The sequence below is a fragment of the Microbacterium sp. USHLN186 genome (assembly GCF_037145155.1).
Lineage (GTDB): Bacteria > Actinomycetota > Actinomycetes > Actinomycetales > Microbacteriaceae > Microbacterium.
Genome location: NZ_JBBCYA010000004.1, coordinates 198,939 through 225,902, shown reverse-complemented (window position 1 = coordinate 225,902; position 26,964 = coordinate 198,939). Strand labels below are relative to the sequence as shown.

The following is a 26,964-nucleotide window of genomic DNA, read 5'->3' as shown; positions in this document are numbered from 1 at the left end:
TTACTCCGAGTCGGTCTTCTTGTAGTCGGTGGAGGGGGTGAACCCGGTCGCGAGTGCGGGCTTGAGGAGGCGAGACGGGACACTGTTCGCCCAGTACTGTTTGTCGGCGTCGGCCACACCGGGTGTCATCCCGAGGGTTGCGGCGTTTCGGAGGAGGTCGACGGCTTCTTCGGCGACTTCACGGTTGGGGATGCTGAGGCTGGCGGCGACGACGAGCGTGGGGAAGCGCTTCGTCCCTGGGGCTTCGGAGTCCACTCGGACGGCGAGGTTCGCGACCCATCCCCATTCGAAGATCTTGCCGGCGTTGGCTTTGTCCTTCGGGTTGGTCTGGTCGACTTCGCCGCGCTTGTAGTCGGTGCGCTGGCCATTGGCGATGTGCCAGCCGATGAACGCGTCAACGGGCCCGGGGGCAAGTTGGCCAAAGTTGCTGGTACGGCGTTCGACGGCAATCTTGTCCTTGATGGTGTTGTGGGAGTATCCGCGGGTTGTCGGGGTGCCTACGTAGGTCTGGTCGAATGACACGTCGAGTTTCTGAAACTGGCGGCGGATGGTGCGCGGCTGTTCCATGACTGACTCGCCCCGGCATGTCCGGAGACAGGATTCCTTGGAAGGATCTGTCTTATGGGACGTCCCAGTAAGTATCCGCGCGAGCTTCGTGAGCGCGCTGTCCGTATGGTCGCCGAGGTGCGGGCCGATTATCCGAGCGAGTATCAGGCGATGACCGCGGTCGCGCAGATGCTCGGCATCGGGTCGCCGGAAACGATTCGCACCTGGATCCGTCGGGAGCAGGTCGACGCGGGAGACCGGCCCGGTGTGACGACCGACGCGACAGTGGAGATCAAGCGCCTGAAGCGGGAGAACGCCGAGCTGCGGCGGGCGAACGAGATCTTGAAGGCGGCTTCGGCTTTCTTCGCGGCCGAACTCGACCGGCCACACAAGCGATAGTCGCCTTCATCGACGAACATAAGGACCGCACCGAGGGCGGGCTCCGATGGGGTGTCGAGTCGATCTGCGCTGTGCTCACCCAGCACGGTGTGAAGATCGCCCCATCGACCTACTACGACGCCCGCGGGCGCGGACCGTCATCCCAGGCCGTGTCGGATGAGCGGTGGAAGCCGATCATCCTGGCCGCGTGGCAGGCGCACCGCAAGGTGCTCGGGGCGCGAAAGCTCTGGTTGCGGCTCCGCCGTGACGGTCACGATATCGCCCGGTGCACGGTCGAGCGCCTCATGCGTGAGCTGGGGATCGCCGGCGTGCTCCGTGGGAAGCGGAAGCGTCCCGTTGACACGGATCCGCGCGAGACCAGGCCCGCGGACCTCGTCGACCGCCACTTCGCTCGGTTGCGCACGAACCAGCTCTGGGTCGCCGACTTCACATACGTGTGGACGTGGTCCGGATGGGTCTACGTCGCGTTCGTCTTCGACGCGCACTCCCGCCGCATCATCGGCTGGCGCGCCGCGACGAGCATGACCACCCCGCTCGTGCTCGACTGCCTCGACATGGCCCTCTTCACCCGACGCCGCGAAGGCGTCACCGGGTTCGAGGGGCTTACGCACCACACCGACGCGGGCAGCGTCTACACGTCAATCGCCTTCACCGACCGGCTCGTCGACGAAGGCATCGACCCGTCCGTCGGGTCCGTCGGCGACGCCTACGACAACTCTCTCGCGGAGTCGCAGATCGGGCTCTACAAGTCCGAACTCATCCACCACGAGGGTCCCTGGCGGGACGTCGACCAGGTCGAGGCGGCGACCGCGTCCTGGGTGCTCTGGTTCAACTCCGAACGCACCCCCGGCTCCATCGACGACCTCACACCTCTCGAGGTCGAGCAACTCGACTACGCTCGCAACGAACCGGTTGAAAAAGCCGGCTGACACCAGCAAACAGCTCTCCGGACATGCCGGGGCGAGTCACCATGCCCACCAGCCCAGGATGATGTTCATTGTCCACACGCCCGACGTTGTCCGCGCGCTTGAGGTCGCCCCCAGACGTTGGTCGGGAGCAACTGAGGACATTCTGTTGACGAATCTGATTGAAGCCGTTGCGAATGCACTCAAGGCGAAGCAACGCAAAACGATTCGCGCTGATGGCGACATCGTTCGACCACAGATCCACGAGCTTCACGTGACCGGTCGCTCCCGCATCGAGGTAGTCAGCTGCAACTCGCGGCTGCCCGTACTCGAGCAATGGCGCGTACGGACTCGTCGACGACGTCCCTGCGAAGCAGCAATGATGACTCCCGCGCTGGAGGCCGCTCGGGCAAGCGCGGGAGCAGCGCACGCAGGACGTCGTCAACTGAGCGGATCACCCACGGCAATACAAATTCGTAGAAGAGGTGTGGATCCACGAGGTGGCCGTCATCGAACCTCTGCTCAATTCCCAGTCTCCTATCGTCCCCGAGAGCGCTCAGCGACGCCACAACCCGCGTGCCGACATTGACGTGAAAACCCAGGCCCACGTGAGTGGATCCTCGCTTTGTCCGGAACGGGACAACGACGGGCGCCACATCATGGATCTCGTTCCGCAGGACACGGAGCGCGTCATTCAAATGTTTCGCATGCCCGACCTCCGACCAAGGTTCCCTGAGCGCAGGGAAGTCCCCGACAACGCGCGCGCGCCATTCACGGTTCTGCCACTTGATCTGCCGGGGGTTTGACTCCGGTGGCGTCAGGAACTCATTGATGATCCGTGAAAGAATGTCATGGAAGGCGACCATTTCGATCAGTGAGTGCGTGAACGTGCGCGAGATTTCGTCAGCGATATCCTCGGTCGCGGGCTCACTGGTAAGAAGGGCGATGCGGTCCCGAGCCTTGAACAAGGTGCGCGCGTGATTCTGCACCGTGAGGATCCGAGCCGTCGAGACACGATCTTCCGACCGGTGCACGAATTCTTTCAGCGATGGAATGTGCACTTCCGCGACATGCTGGTGGAACTGCGTCATCGGAGCGGTGACGGTCACGTTACGCACCTTTGCCAGGACGAACTGGTCATCGCTTCGGAGGTAAAGGGCGACGAGGGCGAGAGCGTCGCCCGGTGACGCCACCTGGCAATTGCCTGCGTCCAGCAGTTGAGTGCCTAAGAGCGACACCCGTTCGGTGATGAGCAGGTCGACTCGGACCTCTTGTGCCACGGCGATCAGCAGCGCATCGGCGTCATTCGCCGACCCTTGTTCTTGTTCGAGTATCATCCTCGCGACGAAGACCTGATCAGGGAAGAGCCCGTAGGAACCGACCGAGTCATCCGTGGCGGTCACGATCTCGTAGGGAGCCATCTTGTCTTCGGGTAGCGCCTCGCCTTCAGACACCGTGACCACTGTCCAGCCGATTGCTTCGTCGCCGCCCCAGAGCGCATCCGGAGGGAGCCGCGGGGTATCAGCTGGCGGACCTTCATCGGCATAGAGACTCATGGTGATTTGGTCTCCACTCAAGAGCTCCCGAAGAACAACCTCGTCAATCCTCTCGGTTGCCTGGAGCCGTCTCCAGATCGGCGCATCAACAAGCACACGCAGCGGTCGAGCTGCGCGGCCATGGCGAAGTAGCGGTGCACTGTCGTTGTGATGTGCTCGAAACTGAAAAGGCATGTCCCTATTTGCGCGAGCCTCTCGGTTGAACCTCTTGAAGGCAAGCATCGCACGAACAAAACGCGCCAAGCGCGAAGGTCGGTTCGGCCACCCGAGGAGGCCCACAGGACTTCGACCGGCGGGTGCTGGGTGGGGATGGCGATGCCGGCGTTGCTCGATATTCGCTCGGGGGCAAGAAGCTCCGTAGGCCCTGGATGAGCTCGCCCGCGCTCACGCGCTCAGAGAACAGCGGGGCTCGCGCACACGAAGCGCACGTGAAGCGCATGTGACCCCTCGATATCGTGGGCATCATGCCCGACCACTCGCTCACCGCTGAGCGCATCCTCAACCCGCTCATGCTCCACTCAGCTGCCGACGTTCGTAACGCCCCGGCCAGTCCCGGTATCTACGGATGGTGGATGAAGAGGGGTGCGCTGGATGTTCCGGAAGCGCCGTACCAAGAACAGAATGGGCACCAGCTCCTGTACGTCGGCATCTCGCCCCGGAAGCCAAGCGCAGCAGGACGGGCATCCAACGGCAACCTGCGCAAGCGTCTGGTCACGCACGCCACTAAGAACGCGTCGCAGTCCACGCTCCGGCGCACGCTCGGCGTGCTCCTCGCTAACGACCTCGGACTTACCCTCGGTGTGCACGGTGGTCGTGAACACTACGGCGCTCAGGGTGAAGCGCTCATCAGCCGCTGGCTCATCGAGAACGCCCGCGTTGCATGGGCAGTGAACCCGCAGCCCTGGGAAGCCGAGGATGAACTGCTCGAGCACGCGACGCTGGCTCTGAACCTGGACAGGCGCTCGGATGCGTTCGCGCGTTCCATCTCGGACCGGAGGAGGGCGGCTTTGGCCGCAACTCGTGCTGCCGCGCGCTGAATCAGACTGCGTTCCAGGCGGTGAACAGAATCGGCTGGACCGCCTTCTGCGGTAGGCCCGCTTCTTTCAGCAGTTCAGCGACCAGGGTTCCCACGAGGAACGTCACCATGTGATGCGTTTTGAGGTCACCGTGCTGAGTCGGTGGCTCGTCCCGGCCGACCCGGTCATCCTCGGTCTTCGGCGCGTACGCGACCGCCAGGTGACCCGTCGCATGCGTGTACTGCGTTTCCTCACGCCAGGCCGAGAACAAGCCGAGCGTGATGGGTGCGGCCTTCGCAGCGTCGGTGACGGCCTTCACTTGCTGGCGCAGTTCCTTGTCCTCCAGGATGTTGGCAACTACGTCATCCATCGCGCTGAGGTCTATGTCGTGCTCGTAGCCCATCTCCTTCAGAGTGTCGTAGAACCCTGTAGTCAGGTTTTTCTCCCTGACTATGAATCCTTCGAGCACCGGGCCGCGCTGCTCAGCATCCAGCGTGCGGAGCCACAGCAACCGGAACGCAATCTCGACGAAGGCGCGACGGTTCGGCGCAGCCGCATGCGCCAGCCCCTGCGCTGTCAGCGTGGCGATCACCTTCGACTGCTCGTAGGCCGCACGCATCCAGCCGATGATGAACTGCGAGTCGTACGCCGCTGGGATGTACGACAGGTCCAGAGCGAGCATCCGGTCAGCCGTCGCAATGATGCGCGCGGCCTGTTCCTGCAAAGGGGTCAGCCGTGTTGCTCGTCGCTCCGCCTTGGCTCGTCGTCCGCTCATACCCCGAAGATAGCGGCCTACTCCCTTACGTCTAGACTCGCGAGAAGTGGCTGCGCTGATGGAGTGGCAGAGCCTCATCTGATAAGGAAAAGAATGACTGAGTCAAGTCCTGCGCCGAAGGGCGTCACGGTTTCACGAGGTGCACTCATAGGCGGCGGGGTGGTCGTTCTCGCGCTTCTGGTCGGTGTCGCCGTCCTCGTAGGAATCATGATTGGCGGCAAGGACGTTCCCGCTGCCGAACCCAGCAACGCACCGACCGCTAGCCCCGAGCCTGTCGCTGCCGAGCCGAAGGAAACACAACCAGCGCCGCCTCCGGCCGAGCCAGAGCCTGAAGCCTTCCGCGTCGGCGAGACCTTCACGACGGGCAACGTCACGCTTACTATCCACTCAGTCGAGGTGACTGACTCAATCGCGACGACCGACGGTTCCCCGCTGACGCCGGACTCAGGTGGGCAGCTTCTCCTCATTAAGTCCACGTACTCCAACAGCAAGACGCAGGCGGACCTATCGTGCGGGAACACCGACCTGTACATCCAGGTGTTCGACACTGAAGAGCGTGAGATGGCCCCGGTCTTCGAGACCGCCAGCATCCCCGGAAACCCCGGCTGCAACGACCACCTCCTGCAAGACACTCCCCACGAGTGGAACTTCGCATTCCAGTCCGTCGCAGGCGCATCACCGCTCGCTATCGCGGTGACCGAGACTGAGAAGTGGCTTGATCCGGTCTGGGTGGACATTCAGCAGTAGTCCTCAGCGCAGTACGACCCCTCAGCGCAGTCCGCGGGATATGCCGATGACAAGCTTGAAGGAGCGCAAGAACACGACCTCGCGCTTCCTCAAAATTAAGCGATCTGACGCTCGAGTGCGAGAACGCTCCTCTTGCTCTCTAATCCCACGAGATGGAACTGTGACCGCAAACGAGAAGTTTTTCGACGACGACAAGAAGGCCGCTGCAGTCCTGAAGCACGGCGTGCTCCGTCGCTACCTCGCTAAGTTCTCGGGAGCGACGTCCTCGACGTCTTCCGGGAAGCGCGTGGCGTACCTCGACGGGTACGCCGGCGAAGGCGAGTATGTGAATCCTCGCACCGGAGTGACTTCCGAAGGCTCTCCGGCCGGCGCTCTTAGAATCGCTGGCGACCAGGCCGCAGTGGGGATCACGTTGGCCTGTACGTTCATCGAGAAGAATCCGGACGCATTCGCATCTTTGGAATCCTTTGTGTCAGCTCACTGCAAGCAGTCTCCAGCGACCAATCCATTCACTGGTGTCTTCCGGACTACTCGCGATGCTCCCAGCGGAGCCGTCGCGTTTTCGCTACCACCAGGCCAACCGGAGTGCCGCGTGGGACTGGGTCGGCGAGCTCAAGGAGCTTGCCCAGGCGCATGCGCTGGCGACGCCTGCGCCTGTGCGGCCCTAGCTAGCGGGGTAGCGATGCGCAGCCACGGGTCCGCCGGCGCTGCGCAAAAGTTGGGTCATCAACTCGCAGGTCTGGGCGCGTGCGCAGGTCGCGACGGGCGCGAAGCTAGGAGCGGCCCTTGCCGCTGCGTGACGGCGAGTCACGCTTCGGATGCGCTGCCCAGTGGTTGGTCATCCACTTCACAAGCCCGCGAACTCCTTCCGGATCATGCACGTCAGGGGCATCAGCCATCGCCGCGATGATTCGCTCAATTGTCTTCGTCCTGGCGAGCCCGTCGCAGTACAGCGCCCTCTTTGCGACGAACATCGGCGGAAGTTGGTCCTGATAGCAGGCCAGCAGATACAGGGTGCAACATCTAGTGAGGGGCAGCTCATCGAACTGCGCAATCTCGCCGTACCGGCCTCCGGTGGAGAATCGTCGATCCCCGTTGCCATTGCCATGGGTCATTACTGCGAGGGTGTCTTCCGGCTGGATTGTGTTGAGCGCGCGGGCGAACGAGGGCCCATCGGCGACCACGTCTGGTTCCGTTCCCATCGCGGCCCGCCACTTCGACACGACGCCCTCAGCATCCTTGGCGGCGTCGAACACGATGAACCGTACGTCCGTGCGAGTCAGAGTCACCTGCATACAGTAGCGAGCTGATCGGACTGGATGAGCGTGGTGCGGTGGGACGCCGCGCCGCACCCCGGCGAGGTGACGCGAAAAGGATGCGTCCCGTTCCTCACGCCCGCTCTTGAGCGCCGGGCAGGCTGGCGTTCCAAGGCAATAGAGTGCCTGACATGGGAACTGAAGCGGACGAACTTGCTGGGGAGCCGATAAGCACCTGGGCCCGGTGGGTTATGGGCGCCGCAGGAGCGGCGATGACGGTCATCGGCGCGGTCGCAGTATTCATATCAAGTACCAACGTCGCGGGCGTGCCGCTACTGATCGTGGTGGGCGCAGGTTTCCTCTACGTCGCGCTCACCGGTCAGCCCCTCCTCAATCTCAACAAGGACGGCGTTGCCTTCGCACAGACCCGGAGGAAGTTTGAGCGCGCTGCGAAAGCTGTTCTCAGTGTTCCCGAGCTCAAGGAGGAGGCCCGAGACCAAATTGAGGACATTTTTGAAGACAATGGTGTGCTGATACAAGCGATGTCGGGGCAAGACCTCGAGCGCGAGGTTCGAAAGGTTCTCGTTGCTTTGGGCGATGATCATGGCTTCGAGGTATCCAGCTCGCTTGAGCCGCGTGATAGCGGGGTGGACATGGTGCTATCAAACGGCAGCGGACTGAAGGTGGGCGTGGAAGTTAAGGCCAACCTGAGATTGAGAGGGTGGTCCGCTGCAGTGAGGCAGCTCCGCCAGGTTGATGCCGCGCATCGGATCCTCGTGTTGGACCGTGAGATGCCTGATGCGATTGCTCGCTCGATGGCGGTCGAGGGTATTTCCGTCGCCGGTTTCGGGCCTACATTCGCGCATGACATCATCGCGATCCTGCGGCGTGTCGACTTCATCAAATAGTTGCTCGGATGCTCCGTTCCTCGCGTGGTGCCTTCAGTTCCCAGCTGGCGGGCGCTGGTACCCAACCGTGTAGCTCAGCGTTTTCTGGCGTACCTCTGCGGGTGTCACAGGAAAATCGAGCGCCGGCCACAGGAAACGCAGGTGCGAAGCACTGCAGCGATCACCACCAGGGCAGGTTGTGCCAACAGCCCACGCGACGTAGACGCAAAAAGAAGGGTCGGTCCGTGAGGACCGGCCCTTCTTTTTTGCGTCTACTCGCGCTCGCCTAGAAGCTTGGCGTGGGCCCGGCAGCGTCCCTCACGGCGGCGACCTCCCGTCTCCGCAGGGCGCCGCGAGCGCGCGCCTGCACCTCGGCACTCAGCCGGTCCAACAGCGCTCGATGCTCAGGTGCGGTTTCCGCGAGTGCAACGAGGCACTTCTGAATACGGATCAGGACTTCGACGAACCCGGCGCCGTCTCGAGCGAGGGGACGGAACGCATCGGCGAGAAGATCCTCCACCTGCGTGCGGGGCACCCAGACGCGATCATGTTCGAGCTCAGCGACGTCGTCATCCGGGATCGTGAACGCCTGGCTGAATACGCGTTGCAGGGCGGCGGTGACCTCGATGGCGGTGCCGGGATCGTTGGTGCCCGGCGAGAGCGCGCGGCTTCCGATCTCTGCGAGAGCGATGACGCCGAGGCGGGGATCCTGGTCGTAATCGCGGTGGCGCCCGAGAGTGAAGGCGGCGCGAACCTGATCGCGCAACGCGGCGGAGGGCGAGACGGTCACGTGAGCCAGGGGGTGCAGGACGTCGGCGATCGTACCGGGCGTCGCTCCGACGTACACCTCGCAGTCATGCTCATGCGCCAGCGCGTCGAGTCGCGCGACATCGACGGCGATGACGTATCGAGCGTCGGTGACGGCGATGGGGAAGCTGCTTACCGGCAGACGCGTGAGTTCGCGGGCGCCGAGGGTGGGGCGGCGCATGTACGCGGTCAGCGCGGTGCTGGCAGCATCCTCCACTCGGTCGATGACATCGGCCATCCGCCCGAATCGGGCGAGGTGACCGATCCAGCGCAGCAGGGTGATCACGATGACGCCGATGACCACAAGAGTGCCGAAGAACAGGATGGTGCGACCCTGCTCGGTGTAGTAGCCGGTGGAGAGAGCGATGATCCCGACGAGTGCGAACACGAACGCACCCGTGAACGTGGACAGCGCGGTCTGCGAGGTCGGGTCGGCGATGAGCAGCTTGGTCGATCGTGGCGTCGCGATCGTAGTCGCCGACGAGTACGCGGTCACCATCGCGGTGATCGAGAAGGTCGTCGCGGTGAGCATCGCAGTCGCGACGATCTGCAGGATCGAGTCCACGGAGTTCTGCCCCAGCTCCACCGTGATCTCGAACGGGATCCAGGCCCCGACGAATCCGGCCGCCAACGCGAACAGGACCGCGGCGCCGGTGAACGCGATCGCTCTGGCCCAGACGGTGCGCAGCGCGCGCTGCACGTGGATCAGAAGACTCCCGCCCGAGGTGTTCGCCATACGCCTCATTCAACACGGTCAGCCGGGGTGCGGTCACGACACCGCGCGGCGAAGCCGCCGTGCTATCGCCGAACATCCTCCGACGAAAGCTTCTCGACACGGGTCCGGCGCAGGCTGGCGATCGTCGCCACGGCGATCGTCGCGGCGATGAACAGCAGCGAGAGCCAGATCGGGATCTCGGGGATCAGCGTGATCTGCTTCCCGCCGTTTATGAACGGCAGCTCGTTCTTGTGCAGGGCATGGATGAGCAGCTTCACCCCGATGAAGGCAAGGATGACGGCCAGGCCCTGCGCGAGGTAGACCAGCCGCTCGAGCAGACCGCCGATCAGGAAGAAGAGCTGACGCAGCCCCATCAGCGCGAACACGTTGGCCGTGAAGACGAGGTACGCCTGCTCCGTCAGCCCGTAGATCGCAGGGATGGAGTCCACCGCGAAGATGAGGTCGACGAATCCGATCGCGATAATGGTCAGCAGCATCGGCGTCACCCAGCGCCGGCCGTCCTCCCGCACGGTGAGCTTGTCGTCGTGGTACTCATCCGTCACCGGCAGATGCCGGCGGACGAAGCGCATGAACCTGCCGTCGACGACGTTCGAGTCGCCGTGCGAGAACGCCTGGTGCCAGGCGAGCACCAGCAGCAGTGCGCCGAACAGGTAGAAGACCCAGGTGAAGTTCTCGATCAGGGCCGCGCCGACGGCGATGAACACGCCGCGCAGGATGAGGGCGATGACGATGCCGATCATCAGCACCTTCTGCTGGAACATCTTGGGCACGGCGAAGCTCGACATCACGATGAGGAATACGAACAGGTTGTCGATCGACAGCGCCTTCTCGGTCAGATAGCCCGCGAAGTACTCGCCACCGTACGTCCAGCCCGACACCAGTCCGACGCCGATGCCGAACAGCACCGCGAGCGCGATGTAGAACGCCGACCAGCGCGCCGACTCGGCGATCGTCGGCTCGTGCGGTTTGCGCACGTGCGTGAAGAACTCGTAGACGAAGAAGGCGACGGTCACTGCGACCGTGATGATCCAGACGAGCGATGTGACTTCCAAGGGAGGCTCCTGACCTGAGGCGGACGAATCGACGCCAAGGTCTTCTCCATGCCCGAATCGGGAACCGCTGGCCCGGGATGCGAATGCATCCGTGGTGACGAGCCACCGCGCGGGAGTACTCCCCTTGTGGTGGTCAGTATATGCGCTCCCACAATGCATCTTGAATGCCCTCCTCGCCCGCTGCGATCCTCGCCTTCGAGACGACAGCGAAGTTCGATAAGAGGAGTGTCAATGGAGATCTCACGACGCGGGTTCCTGGTGGCGGGCGCGGCCTTCGGCAGCGCGGCGCTGATCGCGGGCAGTGCGCAGCCGGCCCTGGCATCCGTGCCGCACTCGGCGGCGGGTGCGCTCGCCGCAGCGGATGTCGAAGCGCGCGCCCTTGCGCTGTCGCCACCGGTCTTCCTGCTCGAGACGCGCGTGCCGCGGCAGTTCGCAGCAGGCAAGGGCAGCGCGATCTCGATCAGCGCTGAGCGCGCCAAGGTCGGCGCACACAGCCTGAGATGGGATCACGCCGCTCGCGGTGTGCTCACCATCAAGGAGCCGCTGCGGTATCAGGCCAGCCGCTACACCCCGGGCATGGATCAGGCGCTGATGGGCACCGTCGACACCTTCTCGATGTGGGTGTACAACGCCGACCCCACCACCGAGCGCCTGCGCGTCGAGTTCGGCCGCGGTGCGACCACCGACACCGTCTTCGAGTTCGGGCTGGACTTCACCGGCTGGCGCACCTGCTGGGTGCGTCTGGGCTACGACACCGAGGGCACCCCGCACCACGCGATGAATCGGGTGCGCTTCGTCGCGCCCGCACGGTCGGGCACGCTGTTCATCGACCAGGTGGTGCTGAACACCGAGATGCGTCCCGACCACCCGACCCCCGACCGGCAGGCCCCGTTCGTGCAGCCGGAGATCGCCGAGGCCGACAACCGGCACTGGCTCGACCTGGTGCGCTTCGATGACGACTTCGCCGCTGCATCCCTGCCGGCAGCAGACGGGGCCGGCGATCTCGCCGGCATTCGCGCGGCCCTGCTGAAGTCGGCGACGGTCGCCGCCGACGTGACCGCCGCCGGCCTCGCGAAGGCGAAGGAGCAGGTGGCCGAACTCGGCGTTCCCGAACGGGCATCCGGTGTGCCGGTCGGTCCCGGCTCGTACATCAACGGCTACCAGTCGGCGATCCTGCCCGCCGACATCCGCGCCGACGTCATGACGCTCGCGTCCGCAGTGGCGCTGCGCGCCTACGGCACGCGCATGCGCGCGGTCGCCGCCGCCTCGACGAAGGCCCGCAGCACCGGGGCCGCCACGGCCGCAGAGTTCGATGAGCTGTACCTGCGCATGTATGCCCACCTCGAAGACCAGGGCTTCGCGAAGGGCAGCGCGCAGGGCACGATCCACCACATCGGCTACCAGTACCGCGAAGCAGCCGACTCCTTCCTCGTCGCGCAGCCCCTGCTCACCGAAGCCGGACTGTGGCGGCGCGCGATGGACAACCTCGCCTGGTTCGTCGGACTGGGCCGGCTCACGCACGACTTCAGCGACCCGGCGGAGTACGGCGGCATCATCGACGTGCAGAACACGCTGCTCAAGCCGATGGCGATCTGCGCGGTCGGCGCCGAGACCGACGACGAGCAGTGCCGACTGCTGGCCGCCCTGACTCGCTTCACCGAGCGCTCCCTGAGCACCTCGCCCGGAATCGAGGGCGGGCTCAAGCCCGACGGCACGATCTTCCACCACATGGGCCCATACCCCGACTACGGCCGCGACGCGCTGGTCGGGATGGCGCCGGTGGTCGCCCTGCTGCACGGCACCGCCTTCGCCCTCGGCGCGCCCGCGCGCTCGTCGCTGCGCCGGGCGCTGCTCACCCAGCGCCTGCACGCCAACACCACGCAGTGGCCGATCGCCCTCACCGGTCGTCACCCCGACGGTGAGCAGGGGCTCTCACTGAATCCCTTCGCCGCGCTCGCCGCGACGCCCATGCCAGGCGAGGGCGGCCCTTACGACCCGGAGGTCGGCGCGGCGTTCCTGCGGCTGCTGCCGCAGAACGCGTCCGCCGCGCAGCGCAGCCTCGCCGCCGACCTGCGTGACGCCGGCATCGAGGCCGAGCCCGCACCGAACGGACACTGGGCGCTGGGCTATGCCGCCTGCGGGCTGCACCGCCGCGATGAATGGCTGGTCGCGTTGCGCGGACACAACCGCTACCTGTGGTCGAGCGAGATCTACGCCGCCGACAACCTCTACGGTCGCTACCTCTCCTACGCCTCGGTCGAGGTGCTCGCCCGGGCCGACGAGACCGGGCGGATCACGCACCCCGCGAACGGATACGTGCACCCCGGCTGGGACTGGAACCACATCCCCGGCGCCACCACCAAGCACCTGCCGTGGGAGCTGCTGAAGGGCGATCTGAGCGACACGATCGAGATCATGCCGCTGACGAGATCAGCCTTCGGCGGCGCCGGCTCGTTCCAGGGCGAGCAGGGCATCTTCGGCATGCACCTCATCGAGCATCCGAAGTTCGACGCCACTCACACCGCGAAGGTGTCGCGCTTCAGCTTCGACGACGTCATCGTGTGTTTGGGCAGCGACATCGCCAACGACGATTCGCAGCACACCACGCAGACCACGCTGTTCCAGGTCGCCGTCCCGGCGGCCGACGACACCGACGACACCTCGCAGCTGGCCGAGCCCATCGGCATCGTCGATCCGCTCGGAAACGGCTTCCACCTGCCCGCCGGCCAGCGACTGCGCCGCATCAGCGCGGTGCAGACCGCCCCTGACGAGAAGGACACCACGACGGCATCCGTGCCCTACTCCACCGCGCTCATCGACCACGGCACGGCGCCCACGGGCGCCGGATACGAGTACGCCCTGCTCGTGGGCGCAGGCAAGCAGCGCACCGCCGACTTCACGAAGCGGATGAGCACCGACGATGCACCCTACGCGGTGGTGCGCAAGGACGCCACGGCGCACGTCGTGCGCCACCGCGACACCGGCATCACCGGCGCCGTCGTCTTCGCGAACGCGACGGGCATCGACGCCGCGATCACCGCCGTGGACGCTCCGTGTCTGCTCATGTGGCGGCAGGAGCAGCAGACCCTCGCCCTCTCGGTGACCGATCCCGACCTGCACCTGTACGAGGGGGACGACCCCGACCAGTTCGCCGCCGACGGCACCTACGTCGGAGCGAATACCAGCTACTCCCGACCCTGGCGGCGCAACGCCAGCGCCCCCTCGCGGGTGACCCTCACCCTGCAGGGGCGATGGTCGTGCGACGAGGACGGCGTGACCGTGCAGGCGGCCGGCGACGAGACCAGGATCACGGTGACCTGCCGCGACGGCGCCTCACGCGATCTCGCCCTGACCGCCACCGGATGAGACTGACCACGTCGGCTCAGAGCGGGCGGCCGGTTATCCACGGCCGCCCGCTGGGCATCCGGGCGGCCGACGGGTGACAATCGGGTATGACTGAGCGCACCCACCGCCCCGGCACCGGCATCGCGGTGCTCTGGATCGTCACCGGGACCGTGGCGTGGGTCGTGTCGTTCCTGCTGTACCTCGAGTACGTCGGCCAGCTGACCGGAGCCCAGCCGCTCGTATCGTGCTCGATCAGCCCGATCGTCACCTGCGGCCCGAACCTGCTCTCGCCGGCGGGCAACCTGCTGGGCTTCAGCAACTCGATCATCGGCGTCGTCCTGTTCACAGGCCCGGTCTTCGCCGGCATCAGTGCGCTCGCGTCACCCACCGGCATGCGCTCCTGGTACTGGCGGGTGTATGCGGTGCTCGTGCTCGGCGGGTTCCTGCTCGTGCACGTGTTCGCCTACCGCAGCGTGTTCGAGTTCGGCTCGCTGTGCCCGTGGTGCATGGTCGTGTGGCTCATGACGATCCCGCTGTTCTGGTCGGTGACCGGGTGGACGATGCGCGAGGGGGTGTGGGGAGCGTCGGCGCAGCGCGCAGGCGCGGTCGTCCTCTCGTGGATGCCGGTGATCGTCGTGGTCGACTATGCGGTCATCGCGGTCGCCGCTCAGCTGCGCTTGGATGTACTGGGCTCGCTCTGAGTGCGTGAGCAGGCGCCGGCGCGGCATCCGATCGCGCATGATGGACACCATGACGACCACCCTGCTGCTGCTCGCCGACACGCATGTGCCCGCCCGCGCGCGGAAGTTGCCGGATGCCGTGCTGCGCGCGGTCGACGAGGCCGACATCGTCGTGCACGCGGGGGACTGGGTCGACGTCGAGACCCTCGACCTCATCGAGTCGCGATCCCGGAGCTTCCACGGCGTGCACGGCAACAACGACGGGCCGCAGCTGCGCGACCGTCTGCCCGAGGTTGCGCGCTTCCAGGTCGAGGACCTGCGGTTCGCCGTGATCCACGAGACGGGTCCCGCGGCGCGGCGCGAGGAGCGCATGGATCGGGCGTTCCCCGACACCGACGTGCTCGTGTTCGGGCACTCGCACATCCCGTGGGACACGGTCACACCCGCGGGCATGCGCCTGCTCAACCCCGGTTCGCCGACCGACCGGCGGCGCCAGCCGGTGTGCACCATGATGACCGTGCGTGTAGAGAACAGGGAGCTGCACGTCGACCTGATTCCGGTCGAGCGCACGCTGACCGTCGGCTGACCGTCCGCGGCGCCGGTAGGCGCTGATCGCGCGATGAGAACCGCGCCTGATCAGGCATGGAGATCGGCCGGCGGCAACTATATCCAAGAGAATGGATGCCCGAAATCGGCCCGCGCACAATAGGCTTCGAGAAGCGGAGAGATTTCGAGGGGCTCCGCGTTCAGTTCGGCGCTTCCGGGGTGGTCAGTCCCCACTTCGGCCTTGGCGCGCGGTGATGGGGCGGATGGATGAATGCGCAGGCTCTGCTGACGGCACAGGTGATCATGGGGGGCATCCCGCCGGCACCGCAGACACAGTCGATCGATCGAGCCGAGCGCGTTCCCCGCCTGACGTGGGTGCTGTGTGCAGCCCTGCTGCTGTGCGGATGCATCCTCGTGTCGATGGCGACCACCACCGACCCGGACTGGTGGCGACTCTACTTCAGCCGGCTGGGCATGATGGGCGACTTCTCCAGCCTGACCTTCAACGGCGGTCTGATCGTGAGCGGCGCGATCATCGCCTGCTCGGCATGGATGCTGCGCGTACGCCTGCGCGACATGATGCACGCGACCCGCCGCTCGCGTGTGGCGATGCACCTCATGCCGCACGCCATCGTCGGCCTCGGCGTCAGCCTGCTCGCGATCGGCGCCTACCCGCTCTCGGTCGACCCGATCGCGCACGAGCGCGCGACGAACGGCGCCGTGCTCTCGTTCGCGTTCCTGCTGCTCTCGCACCGCGTGCTGCTCTGGCAGCTCGCGCCGGCCCTGCAGCGCGCGTCGATCATCAGCGCCGTGACCATGATCGCGGCGCTCGTGGCGCTCAAGGCCGAGGTCATCTCGCTGACCGTGTTCGAGGCGATCGCGTTCGCCATGATCCTGTGGTGGGTGCACCTTCTCGAGCGCGTCGCGCACGAGCATGCCGTCCCGTCGCAGGTCGCGCAGCCGGTTCCCGAGCAACCAGCCCCCGTGCAGCCGGCGCAGGAGCGCACCCTCTCCTGCGCTGCCGGCCGTGGCATCCGCCGCTACGGACGAGCGGTGCCGCGCGCACGTGCGACGACTCGGCCGCGCTGCGACGTCGGGAAGCGCTCGAGCATCTCGCGCAGCTCCGCAGCGTCCACGTTGGCGCCGAACGCCTCGGCGCCCGGTTCCAGCATGATCCCGGATGCCAGCGGGCCAGCCACGACCGGGTCGAAACCCAGGTCGTCGACCAGACGCGCGACGATCCGCAGGTCATCCGGCTCGTCACCGGCGATGGCGATCGCGCGACGTCCGGGCGACCCGGCGCTTCGGGCCTCATCCTCGAGGTCGTGGTAGCCCATGTGCCCCAGGCCCTTCACGACGCGGGCACCGGTGAGATGGTGCTGCACGATCTCGCTGGTCGAGGTGCGCGGGTCGTCGAGGTCGGGCCGGATGCCGTCGGCGCCCCACCAGTAGTTCATCGCGTCGATGACGAGCATCCCGCGCAGCTGCTCGACCGGCAGCGTCAGGTAGCTGCCGAGCGGCAGCGCGAGCACGACGGCATCCGCCTGCGCGACGACCTCGGAGACGGGGACCGCCTCCGCTCCGATCGCGGACATCGCCCTGATGATGGGCGCGGGGTCACCGGAGCGTGCGATGAGCACCCGGTAGCCGGCGTCGGCGGCGAGCGCGGCGATCACCCGGCCCAGGCGCCCGGCGCCGATGATGCCGAGCGTGCGCAGGGGCGAGGTGACGGTCACCCCGCCATCGTACGGGCGGGTTCCGGCTGCGCCGCCCGGTCCATCACGCGGATCAGTGATCGCGCAGCATCTTGATCAGCTCGGCCTTGCGCTTGTCAGAGTAGCCCTCGATGCCGAGCTCCTTCGCGCGCTTCTTCAGCTCGTCGACGGTCCAGTCCTCGTAGTCACCGGCCTCGCCGCCGCGTCGTCCCACCGCCGAGCGGCCGTCGCGTGCCGCGGCGTTGGAGATGCGCGCGGCCTTCTGCTTCGATGCGCCCTCGTCGCGCAGCTTCTCGTACAGCTCTTCGTCCTTGAGCTCTGGCTGGTTCGGCATGGCCGCCTCCTCGGGTCGTCGGACGTCGCCGTTCGGCGACGCTCCCGACCCTACGTACCTCCGTTACCGCGCCCGACGGGCTTGACACCCGCTGCGGCCGCGCCTATCGGCGACTCACTGCCACGTCGCCTCGTCGATGCGCGGCGGATGCTCGTCGGCATCGTGCACGCGCACCCAGCGCACCTCGACGGCGATGAGCGCGAACCCGGCGTCCAGCGCCCGCGAGCCCGGGAAGCGCTCGCTGTACACCTCGCCGAGCCGCCAGCGCTCCTCGTCGTGCGCGATGCGAGCGCTTCCCTCGAGCTGCACCGAGATGTCCGCTCCGGTGACGGCGAGAGCGACGCGAGGGCGCTCGCGGATGTTGCCGACCTTGCGCGAGTCGCTCTTCGCGTCGAAGACGAGGACGCCGTCATCCGTGGCGGTGAGCCCGACGTACGCCGCCTGCGGTGCGCCGTCGGCGCCGATGCTGGCGACCACGCCCGATCCGCACACCCGGATGAAGTGCGCGACGGCTGCGCGATCGGCGGCGGCGATGCTCATGCATCGACGGTACGCCTCGCACGGCGTCGCCGCGAGAGCATCTCGCGTGCACGGCGGACGCGGTCATCCGGCGTCGGTGACGGCCCGCTCCCACGACTCCACCGGCCCGGGCACGACGGTGAACAGCGGATGCGCGGTCGCCGTCGCGGCCCGCCAGCGCACAGCATCCTCGGGGCTGCGCTGCGCGAGCTTGGCTCCCAGATGCGCCCATTCCAGCGCCAGCTGGCCCTGCGTCACCGGGATCCGCTGCACGTCGGCGCCGGGCAGCAGGATGCGTGTCCGATCGAAGCGGTAGCCGCGGGCATCCGCCTCATCGGCCACCGAAGACAGGTACGCGCCCACCGACGCGAGCGGATCGGCCTGCGCGCGGAAGCGCTCGAGCTGCGGATGGCGGGTGTATCCCTTCGTGCGACCGGCCAGCACCGCCTGCGCGAGCAGGGTCTCGCGCCAGCAGGCGACGAGCGCGGCGCGATCGAGATGCGCCGGGTGCAGCGACCAGATCCTCACGCGCGGTCGGTCTGCTCTGCGGCCACCGAATCCCGACGCGACGGCTCCGCCTCGCGGCGGCTCAGCTTCGACGGCCACCAGATCGTCCGGCCGATGTCGAACCCGAGGGCGGGCACCAGCAGCGAGCGCACCACGAACGTGTCGAGCAGCACGCCGAACGCGACGATGAAGGCCAGCTGCACGAGGAAGAGGATGGGGATCACCGACAGTGCCGCGAACGTCGCCGCGAGCACCAGGCCCGCCGAGGTGATCACGCCGCCGGTGACGGCGAGGCCGCGCAGGATGCCCTCGCGCGTGCCGTGCCGCTTCGACTCCTCGCGCACCCGGGTCATCAGGAAGATGTTGTAGTCGATGCCCAGCGCGACCAGGAACACGAAGCCGAACAGCGGTACGGCCGGGTCGGCGCCCGTGAACTGGAAGACGCCGTTGAACAGCAGCGCGGCCACGCCCATCGCCGACCCGAACGAGAGCACCGTGGTGAGGATCAGCAGCACCGGGGCGAGGATCGCCCGCAGCAGCAGCATGAGGATCACCAGGATCACCCCGAGGATCACCGGGATGATGAGGTTGCGGTCGTGGATGGATGCCGTGTTGGTGTCGACAGCGGTCGCCGTCACGCCGCCCACCAGCGCCCCGGTCGGCTCGAGATCCGCGCGCAGTCGCTCGACGGTCGCCTCCGCGTCGGCGGAGTCGGCCGCGTCGGTCAGCGTGCCCTGCAGCAGCACGCGTCCGTCGATCACGGTGGGCTCGGGTGCGGGGGTGCCGGGAGGGCCGAAGGCGGTGATGCCGTCGGCGGTGACCGGTGCGCTGCCGGAGGGGGAGTCGGATGCCGTCACGCTGACGCCGTCCACGCCGTCGTCGGCGAGCAGCACGTCGGCGGCATCCTGCAGCCGATCCTCGTCGACGAGCACGTAGGCGGGGCTGCCGGAGCCGCCCGGGAAGTGCTCGCCGAGCACCTGCTGGCCGTCGCGCGCCTCGGAGGCGCCGAGCACGAGGTCGGACTGCGGCACGCCCTTGGCATCCAGCTGCACCACCCCGACTGCGGCGACCGCCAGCACGATGGCGGTCGCGATCCAGATGATGCGGGGGCGGTGCCGGATGCCGCGCGCCAGCCGCTGCCACAGACCGCGGCCCTCGAGCGGGCTGACCTCGGCCGAGCGCTCGGGCTCGTACGCCGGGCGCCGCGGCCAGAACGCCGCACGCCCGAACAGCCCCAGCAGCGCCGGCAGCAGGGTGAGCGCGGCGAGCATGGCGAACACGATGCCGACCGCGGCCACCGGGCCGAGCGTGCTGTTGGACTTCAGGTCGCTGAGCAGCAGGCACAGCAGGCCGGCGATCACCGTGCCGCCGGAGGCGAGGATCGGCTCGAACGAGCCGCGCCAGGCCGCCCCGATCGCGCTCCAGCGGTTCTCGGTGACGTGCAGCTCCTCGCGGAAGCGCGCGACCATGAGCAGCGAGTAGTCGGTCGCCGCGCCGATCACGAGGATGAACAGGATGCCCTGCGTCTGCCCGCTCAGCAGCAGGATGCCGAACTTCGCCGCCCACCACACCACCAGCAGCGCCACGCACAGCGCGAACAGGCTGGTGCTCAGCACGACCAGCGGCAGCAGCAGCGAGCGGTACACGATCACGAGGATCACCAGCACCGCCAGCAGCGCCACCAGCAGCAGGATGCCGTCGATGCCGGCGAAACCGGCGATGAGGTCGGCGGTGAAACCGGCCGGGCCGGTGATGTACACCTGCACGCCGTCGGGCACGGCCGCACGCAGATCGGCCGACAGCGCCGCCGAGACGTCGCCGACGTCGGCATCCGTGTCGATGGGCACGAAGGCCTGCGCGGCGAGCCCGTCCTCTGAGACCAGCACAGGAGAGGAGCCGTCCTTGACGCCCTCCGCCGAGGTGGCGTCCTCGAGCGCCGTCGTCAGCTGCTCTTTGACAGCGTCGTCGATCTCGGCGTCGGCGGCGAACACGACGACGGCCGGGATGGCATCGGTGCCGAGGAACTCGTCGAGCGCGCGCTGCACCTCGGTGGCATCCGCCGAGTCGGGCAGGTACGCGGTGCGGTCGTTGGAGGAGACCTCGTCGATCTTGCCGAACAGCGGCCCGCCGAGACCCGCGCCGGTGAGCCAGAGCAGGATGAGCGCGGCGGAGAGGATCGCACGCCACAGGGTCCGCGGTTCGGGTCGATGCCGCCGAAGCTGCGCGCGTGTGGTCATGTCCGTCCTCTCTCTGACATAGCAACGCTACACGCGAGGTCGAGCCACCCCGCTCGCGGCAGGCCTAGCATGAGGGCATGCAGAGGACACTCGTCATCGCGGCATCCGCGCCGGTGCCGAGGGGAAACCACATCGAGATCGCCCAGACCGCGGACGGCACGGTGATCGCGGTGCGCGACCTCGATCGGGGCATCCAGTACGAGGTGCGCGACGTCTCGCGCGAGCGGATCGAGGTGTGGCGGGCGGTGGTGCGCGACTGCCGCGTGACGGAGTCGCCGTCCGATGGGCGCACGACGCTCGTAGTCGGCTTCTCGGACGCCGTGTCGGCGGCCGAGGAAGCGCTCAGCGAGGCGGATGCCGCGGCCGCGGCGGCCAAGGCCGAATCCGACCGGTGGGGCGGGGCCGACAAACGTCCCGCGGAGTTCCCCGACCGCTTCTGGTGACCGGAACGGCACGCGGGCCTCGGATCGGGGGCGGGCTGGCGAGGGCGCTCAGCGGAAGTCGCGCGAGCGGTGCAGGACGCCGGTACGCAGGTCCTCGAAGGCGTCCGCGAGCACGTTCGTCACGCCCTCCGGCGAGCGCTCCAGCAGCCCGCGCACGATGAGCGCCGGTGAATCGCGGGCGACCCGGCGGTAGCGCGCCCACACTCCCGTCGAGCAGATGATGTTCATCAGGCCGTGCTCGTCCTCGAGGTTGAGGAAGGTGACGCCGCTGGCGGTCGCCGGCCGCTGGCGATGCGTGACCACCCCGGCCACCTCGATGCGCCGGCCGGACTCGTGCACGCGCAGCGCGGCGGAGGGCAGCACGCCCCGCTCGTCCAGCGCCGCACGCAGGTGCGCCATGGGGTGATCGTCGGTCGACACACCGGTGGCCCACAGGTCGGCGGCCAGCCGCTCGTAGCCGGACTGATCGGCGAACAGCGGCGGCTGCACCGCGACGGCGGTGCCCGGCAGGAATCGCGCCCGATCTTCGGCGGCCGTGCCGGCGAGCCAGATGCCCTCGCGCCGGGTCAGGCCCAGGCACTCGAAGGCTCCCGCGGTGGCCAGCGCCTCGACCTGCGCCGTGGTGGCATCCGTGCGTCGCACCAGATCGTGCAGATCGCGGAACGGGCCGTGCTCGTCGCGCGAGGCGACGATGCGCTCCGCGAGCTTCACGCCGATGCCGCGCACGCCGCTGAGACCCAGTCGCACCGCGAAGCCGCCGTCGCGGCGGTGCGCCGCGGACTCGTCAGGGCCCTGCGGGTCGTAGCGGGTCGGCGCCGGCTGATCCGGATCCAGGCAGTCGTCCCGACCGGTGGGCACGGGCCGGGTGACGTCGTCGATCGGCTCCAGACCGTCCGAGACCGCCGACGCGTGCAGATCCGGCCGGCGCACCTGCACGCCGTGATGACGGGCGTCCGCGGTCAGCGAGGCTGCCGAGTAGAAGCCCATCGGCTGCGCACGCAGCAGCCCGGCCAGGAACGCGGCCGGATAGTGCAGCTTCACCCAGCTGCTGGCGTAGACCAGCAGCGCGAACGACAGCGAATGCGACTCGGCGAAGCCGAAGTTCGCGAACGCCTGGATCTGCGCATAGATGCGATCGCAGGTCTGCTCGCTCAGCCCGCGCCGGTGCATGCCGGCGTACAGCTTCTCCCTGACCTTCTCGATCCGCTCCAGCCCGCGCTTGGAGCCCATCGCGCGGCGCAGCAGATCGGCTTCGTCGGCCGTGCAGTCGCCCACCGCGGTGGCCATCTGGATGAGCTGCTCCTGGAAGATCGGCACGCCCAGCGTGCGCTCGAGGATCGGCTCCAGATCGCGGTGCGGGTAGGGGATCGGAAACGGCAGCGTGGCCTCGCCCCGGCGGCGGCGCTCGCGGTTCTCGGCGTCGTGCCTGTCCTTCTCGAGCTTGCGGCGCACGAACGGATGCACGGCGCCTCCCTGGATGGGGCCGGGGCGGATCAGCGCGATCTGGATCGCCAGGTCGTAGAAGCGCCGCGGCTGCAGACGCGGCAGCAGTCCCATCTGCGCCCGGGACTCCACCTGGAACACCCCGATCGAGTCGGCCCGGCAGAGCATGTCGTAGACCCCCGGCTCCTCCTTCGGGATGCTCTCGAGTGTCCAGTGCTCGCCGGTGGACGCCCGGATGATGTCGAAGCAGTGCTGCAGCGCCGCCAGCATCCCCAGCCCCAGCAGGTCGAACTTCACCAGCCCCATCGCGGCGGCGTCGTCCTTGTCCCACTGGATGACCGTGCGCTTCTCCATGCGGGCGTGCTCGACCGGCACCACCTCGCCCACCGGACGGTCGGTGAGCACCATGCCACCGGAGTGGATGCCCAGGTGCCGTGGCGCCTTCAGCAGGGCGCCGGCGTAGTCGAGCACGTCGGCGGGGATGTCGTGCCCCTCCACCGGCTCCAGCCCCGCGCCCCACCCGTCGACCTGCTTCGACCAGGCGTCCTGCTGGCCGGGGGAGTGCCCGAGCGCGCGGGCCATGTCGCGCACGGCGTTCTTCGGCCGGTACTGGATGACGTTCGCGACCTGCGCCGCGCGCTCGCGGCCGTAGGTGTCGTACACCCACTGGATGATCTCCTCGCGACGGTCGGAGTCGAAGTCCACATCGATGTCGGGCTCCTCGGTGCGCGTGGTGGCGAGGAAGCGCTCGAAAGGCAGCCCGTACAGGATCGGGTCGACCGCGGTGATGCCCAGCAGATAGCAGACCGCGCTCGCCGCGGCTGATCCCCGTCCCTGGCACAGGATGCCGCGGCGCCGGGCCTCCTGCACGATGCCGTGCACGATGAGGAAGTAGCCGGGGAAGTCCTTCTCGTCGATGACGTCCAGCTCCCGCGCGATCCGCGCGCGCCCGGCCTCGTCGAGACGGGGATAGCGCACGGGCACGGCCTCCCACACCAGCCGGCGCAGCCAGCTCATCGGCGTGTGGCCCTCGGGCACCTCCTGCTTCGGCAGCGCCGGACGCGCGGAGCGCAGCGGGAAGGCGCATTCGGCGGCGAGCCGCAGCCCGTGCGCGATCGCCCCCGGATAGCGGCGGAACCGGGCGGCCATCTCGGCGCCGCTGCGCAGGTGCGCCCCGCCGTGCGCGGGCAGCCAGCCGTCGAGATCGTCCATGCTGCGCACCGCCCGCACCGCGGCCACCGCCTCGGCCAGCCGTGCGGTCTCGGGCGAGGCGTAGTGCGCGTTGCTCGTCGCCACCAGCGGCAGACCCATGCGCGCGGCGAGCTCGGCGAGGGCGTCGTTGCGACGGGTGTCGAGCGGATCGCCGTGATCGAACAGCTCGACGGCCACCCGGTCGGGCCCGAACAGGTCGACGAGGCGCTGCAGCGGGGTGTGCGCATCGCCGGCGTCCAGACCGCGGCGCACGGCGCCCTTGCGGCATCCGGTCAGCACCGTCCAGTGCCCATCCGCCCGCGCGGCGAGCTCATCGAGGTCGTAGACCGGGCGGCCCTTCTCGCCGCCGCGCAGCTGGGCGGCCGAGATGGCGCCGGACAGGCGATGGTAGCCCTCGGTGCCGCGGGCCAGCACGAGCAGATGATCGCCCTCGGGATCGGCGGCGCCGGCTCGTGAACGGGGCCGCTGCACCGGGGATTCGTCGACCACGCCCAGGGACAGCTCGGCGCCGTAGACGGTCTGCACGCCGGCATCCATCGACTCCGCCACCTCGGCGAAGCGCGACGCCCCGTAGAAGCCGTCATGGTCGGTGATCGCGAGCGCGGTGAGGCCGAGTCGCTCGGCCTCGGCCAGCAGCTCCTCGGGCGAGGAGGCGCCGTCGAGGAACGAGTACCACGAGTGCGCGTGCAGCTCGGCGTAGGGCACCGCATCGGCGGGGCGGGCGACCGCGGTGGGCGCAGCCGTGCGCCGCCGCCGGCTCACCGGGCCGGGGTCGGCACGCGGACGCACCGGCTCGGCGTGCACCGGCGCGGCGCCGTCGCCGCTGAGCGTGCGCTGCAGCTCGTGCCAGGTCTGCGGCGGGTTGTGGAAGCCCATCAGCGGTACCGCCCCTCCGCCCACCACGCGCCTGCGGAATGGAACACCAGCCAGGCGCGGTGGCCCGCGTCGAGCAGCTGGAAGCGGTGTCCCGAGACGGCGCGTTCGGCATCCCAGCGGTGCTCGTGCACCGGCCAGGGCCCCGCCCAGCCGACCACCGCGGTGCCCTCGATCAGCGCGGGAGCGGCCGAGAGCCCGCCGCGCTCGTCGATGCGGATCTCACTGTCGTCGGCACCGCTGACCCGCACCGGCCGCATCGGCGCGAACACCTCGGCCGGCAGCGGGTCGGGCAGGCTGCCCGGCCACGGCTGGGAGGGGTCGCGCGGCACGAGCGGACGCTCACCCCACGGGGTGAGCACCTGCCGGTCGGCCAGCATGCGCCCGCCGGCCATCGCGGCGGTGCTCACCCCGCGGTGACCGAGCAGCGTCTGCACGCGCGAGACGGCGTGATGCAGGCGCTCGTCGGTGCCCGAGCCGAACAGCCCGGGCTGGTGATGGGCGGCGTCGTCGACCGCGACGGGGGCGAGCCGCACCCCGACGATGCCGCGGAAGGCGTGCGCGGCGTCGTCGGGGGCGTCGTCGACGATGGTCTCGAGCTGCCAGCGCACCCGGTCGACCAGGTCGCCGGCGTCGAAGCAGGTGGGGTGCAGCCAGGTGCGCGAGAAGACCGCGCCGTCGTCGTCGGTGAGGTCGATGCGCACCTCGGTGCACACCGCCGAGACCTCGGCGAGGGCCAGCAGCACGGCATCCGCCGTCTGCCGCACGGCGAAGGCGATCTGATCGGACTGACCCAGCGGGGTCTCGAACAGCACCTCTCTCGCCAGCTGCGGGTCGGGAGCGCGCGGGGTGAGCGGTCGCGAGTCGGCGCCGGATGCCAGGTCGTGCAGCCGCGCGCCGTGCTCGCCGAACCGCTCGCGCACCGATCCGACATCCAGTGCGGCGAACTCGCCGAGGGTGGACACGCCCAGCCGCCGCAGCAGGTCGGCCAGCTCGGGTTCGCCGAGCACCGCGAGGGGGAGCGGGGCGAGGAACTCCCGGGCGCGCCCCGGGGGGATCACCGCCCAGGGTTCGGCGTCATCGGCCGCCGGCGGCGCCGCCCGGGCGGCGAGCTCGGCGGTGAACATCCCGTCGGCCACGCCGATGCGCGCCTCGGCGTAGCCGGCCTCGGCCAGCATCCGCACCAGCGCCGCCGCCGCGCCCTCCTCCCCGCCGTGGTAGCGCGAGACACCGCGCGAGCGCAGCGCCGCGAGTCCGGGACGCAGCAGATGCACGCCGGGCGCGTGCGCCTCGATCAGGCGCAGCACCGGCAGGAAGGCGCGCTCGTCGGCGGTGGTGTCGTGCGGCAGCAGGCGCAGCGACGGCAGCCTGCTCTGCGCCGAGCGTCGTCGCTGCCCCACGCGCACCCCGTGCGCGCGGGCCGACTCGGTGCACGCCGACACGGTCCCGGCCTGCACGAGGGCGGTCGGCGGATGCGGGGGCGCGGCGCCCAGCGCCGCGCGCAGCGGCCAGTCGGGGAACCACAGCACATGCACGCGCAGCGCCCCGCCCGTCGTCGTGGCGCTCATGAGGCCACCGCCCAGCTCGGGTGCGTGGGCAGGGTCTCCCGGCGGTCGGGAGCGGCCTCGGCGGGCGCCGCGCCGATGCGGCCGAGGTCGTCGGGCAGACGCACGCGCACGCTGCGGGGCACCGGCGTCGCCCGCGTCTGCGCGGTGAGCGTGACCGTGCGATCCGACAGCAGGCCCCACCCTTCGCCCAGGCCCTCCCAGTGCGGGTCGTGCAGGGTGATCAGGCCCTCGCCCTGCGGCCAGGGCGAGGTGGTCAGCAGCGTGCAGCCGCGGTCGCGCAGCCGGGCGGTGAGCCGCGCGGCATCCGCATCCGCCACCCGCGAACCGGGACTCATCGCGATCAGCGGCACCACCTCGGCCAGTGCCGAGACGGCGGCCAGCCACCGCTCACCCGGTTCGGGAACGAGGATCAGCCGGGAGAGGTCGATGCCGAAGGCGGCGGCCGCCTCGAGGCCGAGGGTGGGCATGCCGATGGCGGCGCACCAGCCGCCGCGCTGCGAGACCGCGCTCATCAGCGCGAAGAGCAGACTCGGCGAGGGTGAGATCGAGTAGACCGTGCCGGTCTGCAGCCCGCCCTGCGGCAGCAGATCCTGCAGGGCGGCGGGCACCGGAAGGTGCGTGTCGTCGCTGCGTCGGCGCTGCATGCGCCCGATCTCGCGGCGCAGGCGCAGAATGTCCCCTGCGCGGTCATCTGCGGGGGAGAGTGCCGCTGTCGTTCCGATCCCCATACATCCATCCTCGAATAGAGCTTCGAACACTGCAAGTCCACTTCGCACAGTAGTTCGCACATCCGACATCCGCTTCGATGCCGGACAAGCGCTCTTTCCACAGCCCGCCCCGCGCGAGAGCACGGCTCGCTA

Annotated in this window: 22 protein-coding genes and 2 pseudogenes; 10 read left to right on the top strand and 14 right to left on the bottom strand. The window is 68.5% G+C overall.

Annotation, left to right across the window (positions count from 1 at the left end; genetic code table 11):
* Window positions 1-567, bottom strand: a complete 567-nt coding sequence (locus WFG93_RS10365; protein WP_336646268.1) for a hypothetical protein — start codon at window positions 565-567, stop codon at window positions 1-3.
* A gap of 54 nt (window positions 568-621) precedes the next feature.
* On the opposite strand from WFG93_RS10365, the gene WFG93_RS10360 reads away from it, so the two are divergent.
* A protein-coding gene (locus tag WFG93_RS10360; protein WP_336646267.1) for an IS3 family transposase occupies window positions 622-1,874 on the top strand; the annotation gives its coding sequence in 2 pieces (ribosomal slippage) (window positions 622-904 and window positions 904-1,874; 1,254 coding nt in all).
* Window positions 1,875-2,152: 278 nt separating this feature from the next.
* Here the strand turns inward: WFG93_RS10360 and WFG93_RS10355 are convergent.
* Window positions 2,153-3,406 carry a hypothetical protein gene (locus WFG93_RS10355; protein ID WP_336646266.1) on the bottom strand — a complete coding sequence of 418 codons (1,254 nt, stop codon included), beginning with the start codon at window positions 3,404-3,406 and terminating at the stop codon, window positions 2,153-2,155.
* 464 nt (window positions 3,407-3,870) lie between these two features.
* Between WFG93_RS10355 and WFG93_RS10350 the strand changes: the two genes are divergently transcribed.
* Window positions 3,871-4,443 carry a GIY-YIG nuclease family protein gene (locus WFG93_RS10350; protein WP_336646265.1) on the top strand — a complete coding sequence of 191 codons (573 nt, stop codon included), beginning with the start codon at window positions 3,871-3,873 and terminating at the stop codon, window positions 4,441-4,443.
* Between the two features lies 1 nt (window position 4,444).
* Here WFG93_RS10350 and WFG93_RS10345 read toward each other — a convergent pair whose 3' ends face one another.
* A complete protein-coding gene (locus tag WFG93_RS10345; protein WP_336646264.1) occupies window positions 4,445-5,197 on the bottom strand; it encodes a hypothetical protein in 753 nt (250 codons plus the stop codon).
* A gap of 93 nt (window positions 5,198-5,290) precedes the next feature.
* Between WFG93_RS10345 and WFG93_RS10340 the strand changes: the two genes are divergently transcribed.
* On the top strand, window positions 5,291-5,944 hold the full coding sequence (locus WFG93_RS10340) for a hypothetical protein (protein ID WP_336646263.1): 654 nt from the start codon (window positions 5,291-5,293) through the stop codon (window positions 5,942-5,944).
* A 40-nt stretch (window positions 5,945-5,984) separates the two neighbouring features.
* Window positions 5,985-6,428 (top strand): annotated as a pseudogene (gene tcmP, locus WFG93_RS13990) (three-Cys-motif partner protein TcmP); the annotation flags it as partial.
* A 289-nt stretch (window positions 6,429-6,717) separates the two neighbouring features.
* On the opposite strand, the gene WFG93_RS10335 reads toward tcmP, so the two are convergent.
* Complete coding sequence (locus WFG93_RS10335; RefSeq protein ID WP_336646262.1) at window positions 6,718-7,233, bottom strand: hypothetical protein; 516 nt, start codon at window positions 7,231-7,233, stop codon at window positions 6,718-6,720.
* Between the two features lie 158 nt (window positions 7,234-7,391).
* Here WFG93_RS10335 and WFG93_RS10330 point away from each other — a divergent pair, with 158 nt between their 5' ends.
* Window positions 7,392-8,108 carry a hypothetical protein gene (locus WFG93_RS10330; protein ID WP_336646261.1) on the top strand — a complete coding sequence of 239 codons (717 nt, stop codon included), beginning with the start codon at window positions 7,392-7,394 and terminating at the stop codon, window positions 8,106-8,108.
* A 265-nt stretch (window positions 8,109-8,373) separates the two neighbouring features.
* On the opposite strand, the gene WFG93_RS10325 is transcribed toward WFG93_RS10330, so the two are convergent.
* Both WFG93_RS10325 and WFG93_RS10320 read right to left on the bottom strand, forming a co-directional pair.
* Entirely contained in the window at window positions 8,374-9,630 is a 1,257-nt protein-coding gene (locus WFG93_RS10325) for a DUF2254 domain-containing protein (RefSeq protein WP_336646260.1), read from the bottom strand.
* A gap of 62 nt (window positions 9,631-9,692) precedes the next feature.
* Window positions 9,693-10,682 carry a TerC/Alx family metal homeostasis membrane protein gene (locus tag WFG93_RS10320; protein ID WP_336646259.1) on the bottom strand — a complete coding sequence of 330 codons (990 nt, stop codon included), beginning with the start codon at window positions 10,680-10,682 and terminating at the stop codon, window positions 9,693-9,695.
* Window positions 10,683-10,913: 231 nt separating this feature from the next.
* On the opposite strand from WFG93_RS10320, the gene WFG93_RS10315 reads away from it, so the two are divergent.
* From WFG93_RS10315 to WFG93_RS13985, 4 genes and pseudogenes are all read left to right on the top strand, one after another.
* On the top strand, window positions 10,914-14,048 hold the full coding sequence (locus tag WFG93_RS10315; protein WP_336646258.1) for a chondroitinase family polysaccharide lyase: 3,135 nt from the start codon (window positions 10,914-10,916) through the stop codon (window positions 14,046-14,048).
* Between the two features lie 86 nt (window positions 14,049-14,134).
* Window positions 14,135-14,728 carry a vitamin K epoxide reductase family protein gene (locus tag WFG93_RS10310; RefSeq protein WP_336646257.1) on the top strand — a complete coding sequence of 198 codons (594 nt, stop codon included), beginning with the start codon at window positions 14,135-14,137 and terminating at the stop codon, window positions 14,726-14,728.
* 49 nt (window positions 14,729-14,777) lie between these two features.
* Window positions 14,778-15,293 (top strand): metallophosphoesterase family protein, encoded by a 516-nt coding sequence (locus WFG93_RS10305; RefSeq protein ID WP_336646256.1) that lies wholly within the window; start codon window positions 14,778-14,780, stop codon window positions 15,291-15,293.
* A gap of 227 nt (window positions 15,294-15,520) precedes the next feature.
* Window positions 15,521-16,108: pseudogene (locus tag WFG93_RS13985) on the top strand (DUF998 domain-containing protein); the annotation flags it as partial.
* 185 nt (window positions 16,109-16,293) lie between these two features.
* Here the strand turns inward: WFG93_RS13985 and WFG93_RS10295 are convergent.
* The 5 genes from WFG93_RS10295 to WFG93_RS10275 form a co-directional block, all read right to left on the bottom strand.
* The gene (locus WFG93_RS10295; RefSeq protein ID WP_336646254.1) at window positions 16,294-16,989 is read right to left on the bottom strand and encodes an NADPH-dependent F420 reductase; all 696 of its coding nucleotides are present in this window, start codon (window positions 16,987-16,989) and stop codon (window positions 16,294-16,296) included.
* Between the two features lie 52 nt (window positions 16,990-17,041).
* The gene (locus WFG93_RS10290) at window positions 17,042-17,302 is read right to left on the bottom strand and encodes a DUF7218 family protein (RefSeq protein ID WP_336646253.1); all 261 of its coding nucleotides are present in this window, start codon (window positions 17,300-17,302) and stop codon (window positions 17,042-17,044) included.
* Between the two features lie 114 nt (window positions 17,303-17,416).
* Window positions 17,417-17,842 carry a pyridoxamine 5'-phosphate oxidase family protein gene (locus WFG93_RS10285; RefSeq protein WP_336646252.1) on the bottom strand — a complete coding sequence of 142 codons (426 nt, stop codon included), beginning with the start codon at window positions 17,840-17,842 and terminating at the stop codon, window positions 17,417-17,419.
* A gap of 63 nt (window positions 17,843-17,905) precedes the next feature.
* A complete protein-coding gene (locus WFG93_RS10280; protein ID WP_336646251.1) occupies window positions 17,906-18,349 on the bottom strand; it encodes a pyrimidine dimer DNA glycosylase/endonuclease V in 444 nt (147 codons plus the stop codon).
* A complete protein-coding gene (locus tag WFG93_RS10275; RefSeq protein WP_336646250.1) occupies window positions 18,346-20,565 on the bottom strand; it encodes an MMPL family transporter in 2,220 nt (739 codons plus the stop codon). The genes WFG93_RS10280 and WFG93_RS10275 overlap by 4 nt, the downstream gene beginning before the upstream one ends.
* A gap of 77 nt (window positions 20,566-20,642) precedes the next feature.
* Here WFG93_RS10275 and WFG93_RS10270 point away from each other — a divergent pair, with 77 nt between their 5' ends.
* On the top strand, window positions 20,643-21,008 hold the full coding sequence (locus WFG93_RS10270) for a hypothetical protein (protein WP_336646249.1): 366 nt from the start codon (window positions 20,643-20,645) through the stop codon (window positions 21,006-21,008).
* Window positions 21,009-21,056: 48 nt separating this feature from the next.
* On the opposite strand, the gene WFG93_RS10265 is transcribed toward WFG93_RS10270, so the two are convergent.
* Genes WFG93_RS10265 through WFG93_RS10255 form a run of 3 tightly spaced genes read right to left on the bottom strand, consistent with a single transcriptional unit; the run spans window position 21,057 to window position 26,832 of the window.
* Window positions 21,057-24,539, bottom strand: coding sequence for an error-prone DNA polymerase (locus WFG93_RS10265; protein WP_336646248.1), 3,483 nt, complete (start codon window positions 24,537-24,539; stop codon window positions 21,057-21,059).
* Complete coding sequence (locus WFG93_RS10260) at window positions 24,539-26,104, bottom strand: DNA polymerase Y family protein (RefSeq protein ID WP_336646247.1); 1,566 nt, start codon at window positions 26,102-26,104, stop codon at window positions 24,539-24,541. Before WFG93_RS10260 ends, WFG93_RS10265 begins: the two co-directional genes overlap by 1 nt.
* Window positions 26,101-26,832, bottom strand: coding sequence for a hypothetical protein (locus WFG93_RS10255; RefSeq protein ID WP_336646246.1), 732 nt, complete (start codon window positions 26,830-26,832; stop codon window positions 26,101-26,103). Before WFG93_RS10255 ends, WFG93_RS10260 begins: the two co-directional genes overlap by 4 nt.
* Between the last annotated feature and the right edge of the window lie 132 nt (window positions 26,833-26,964).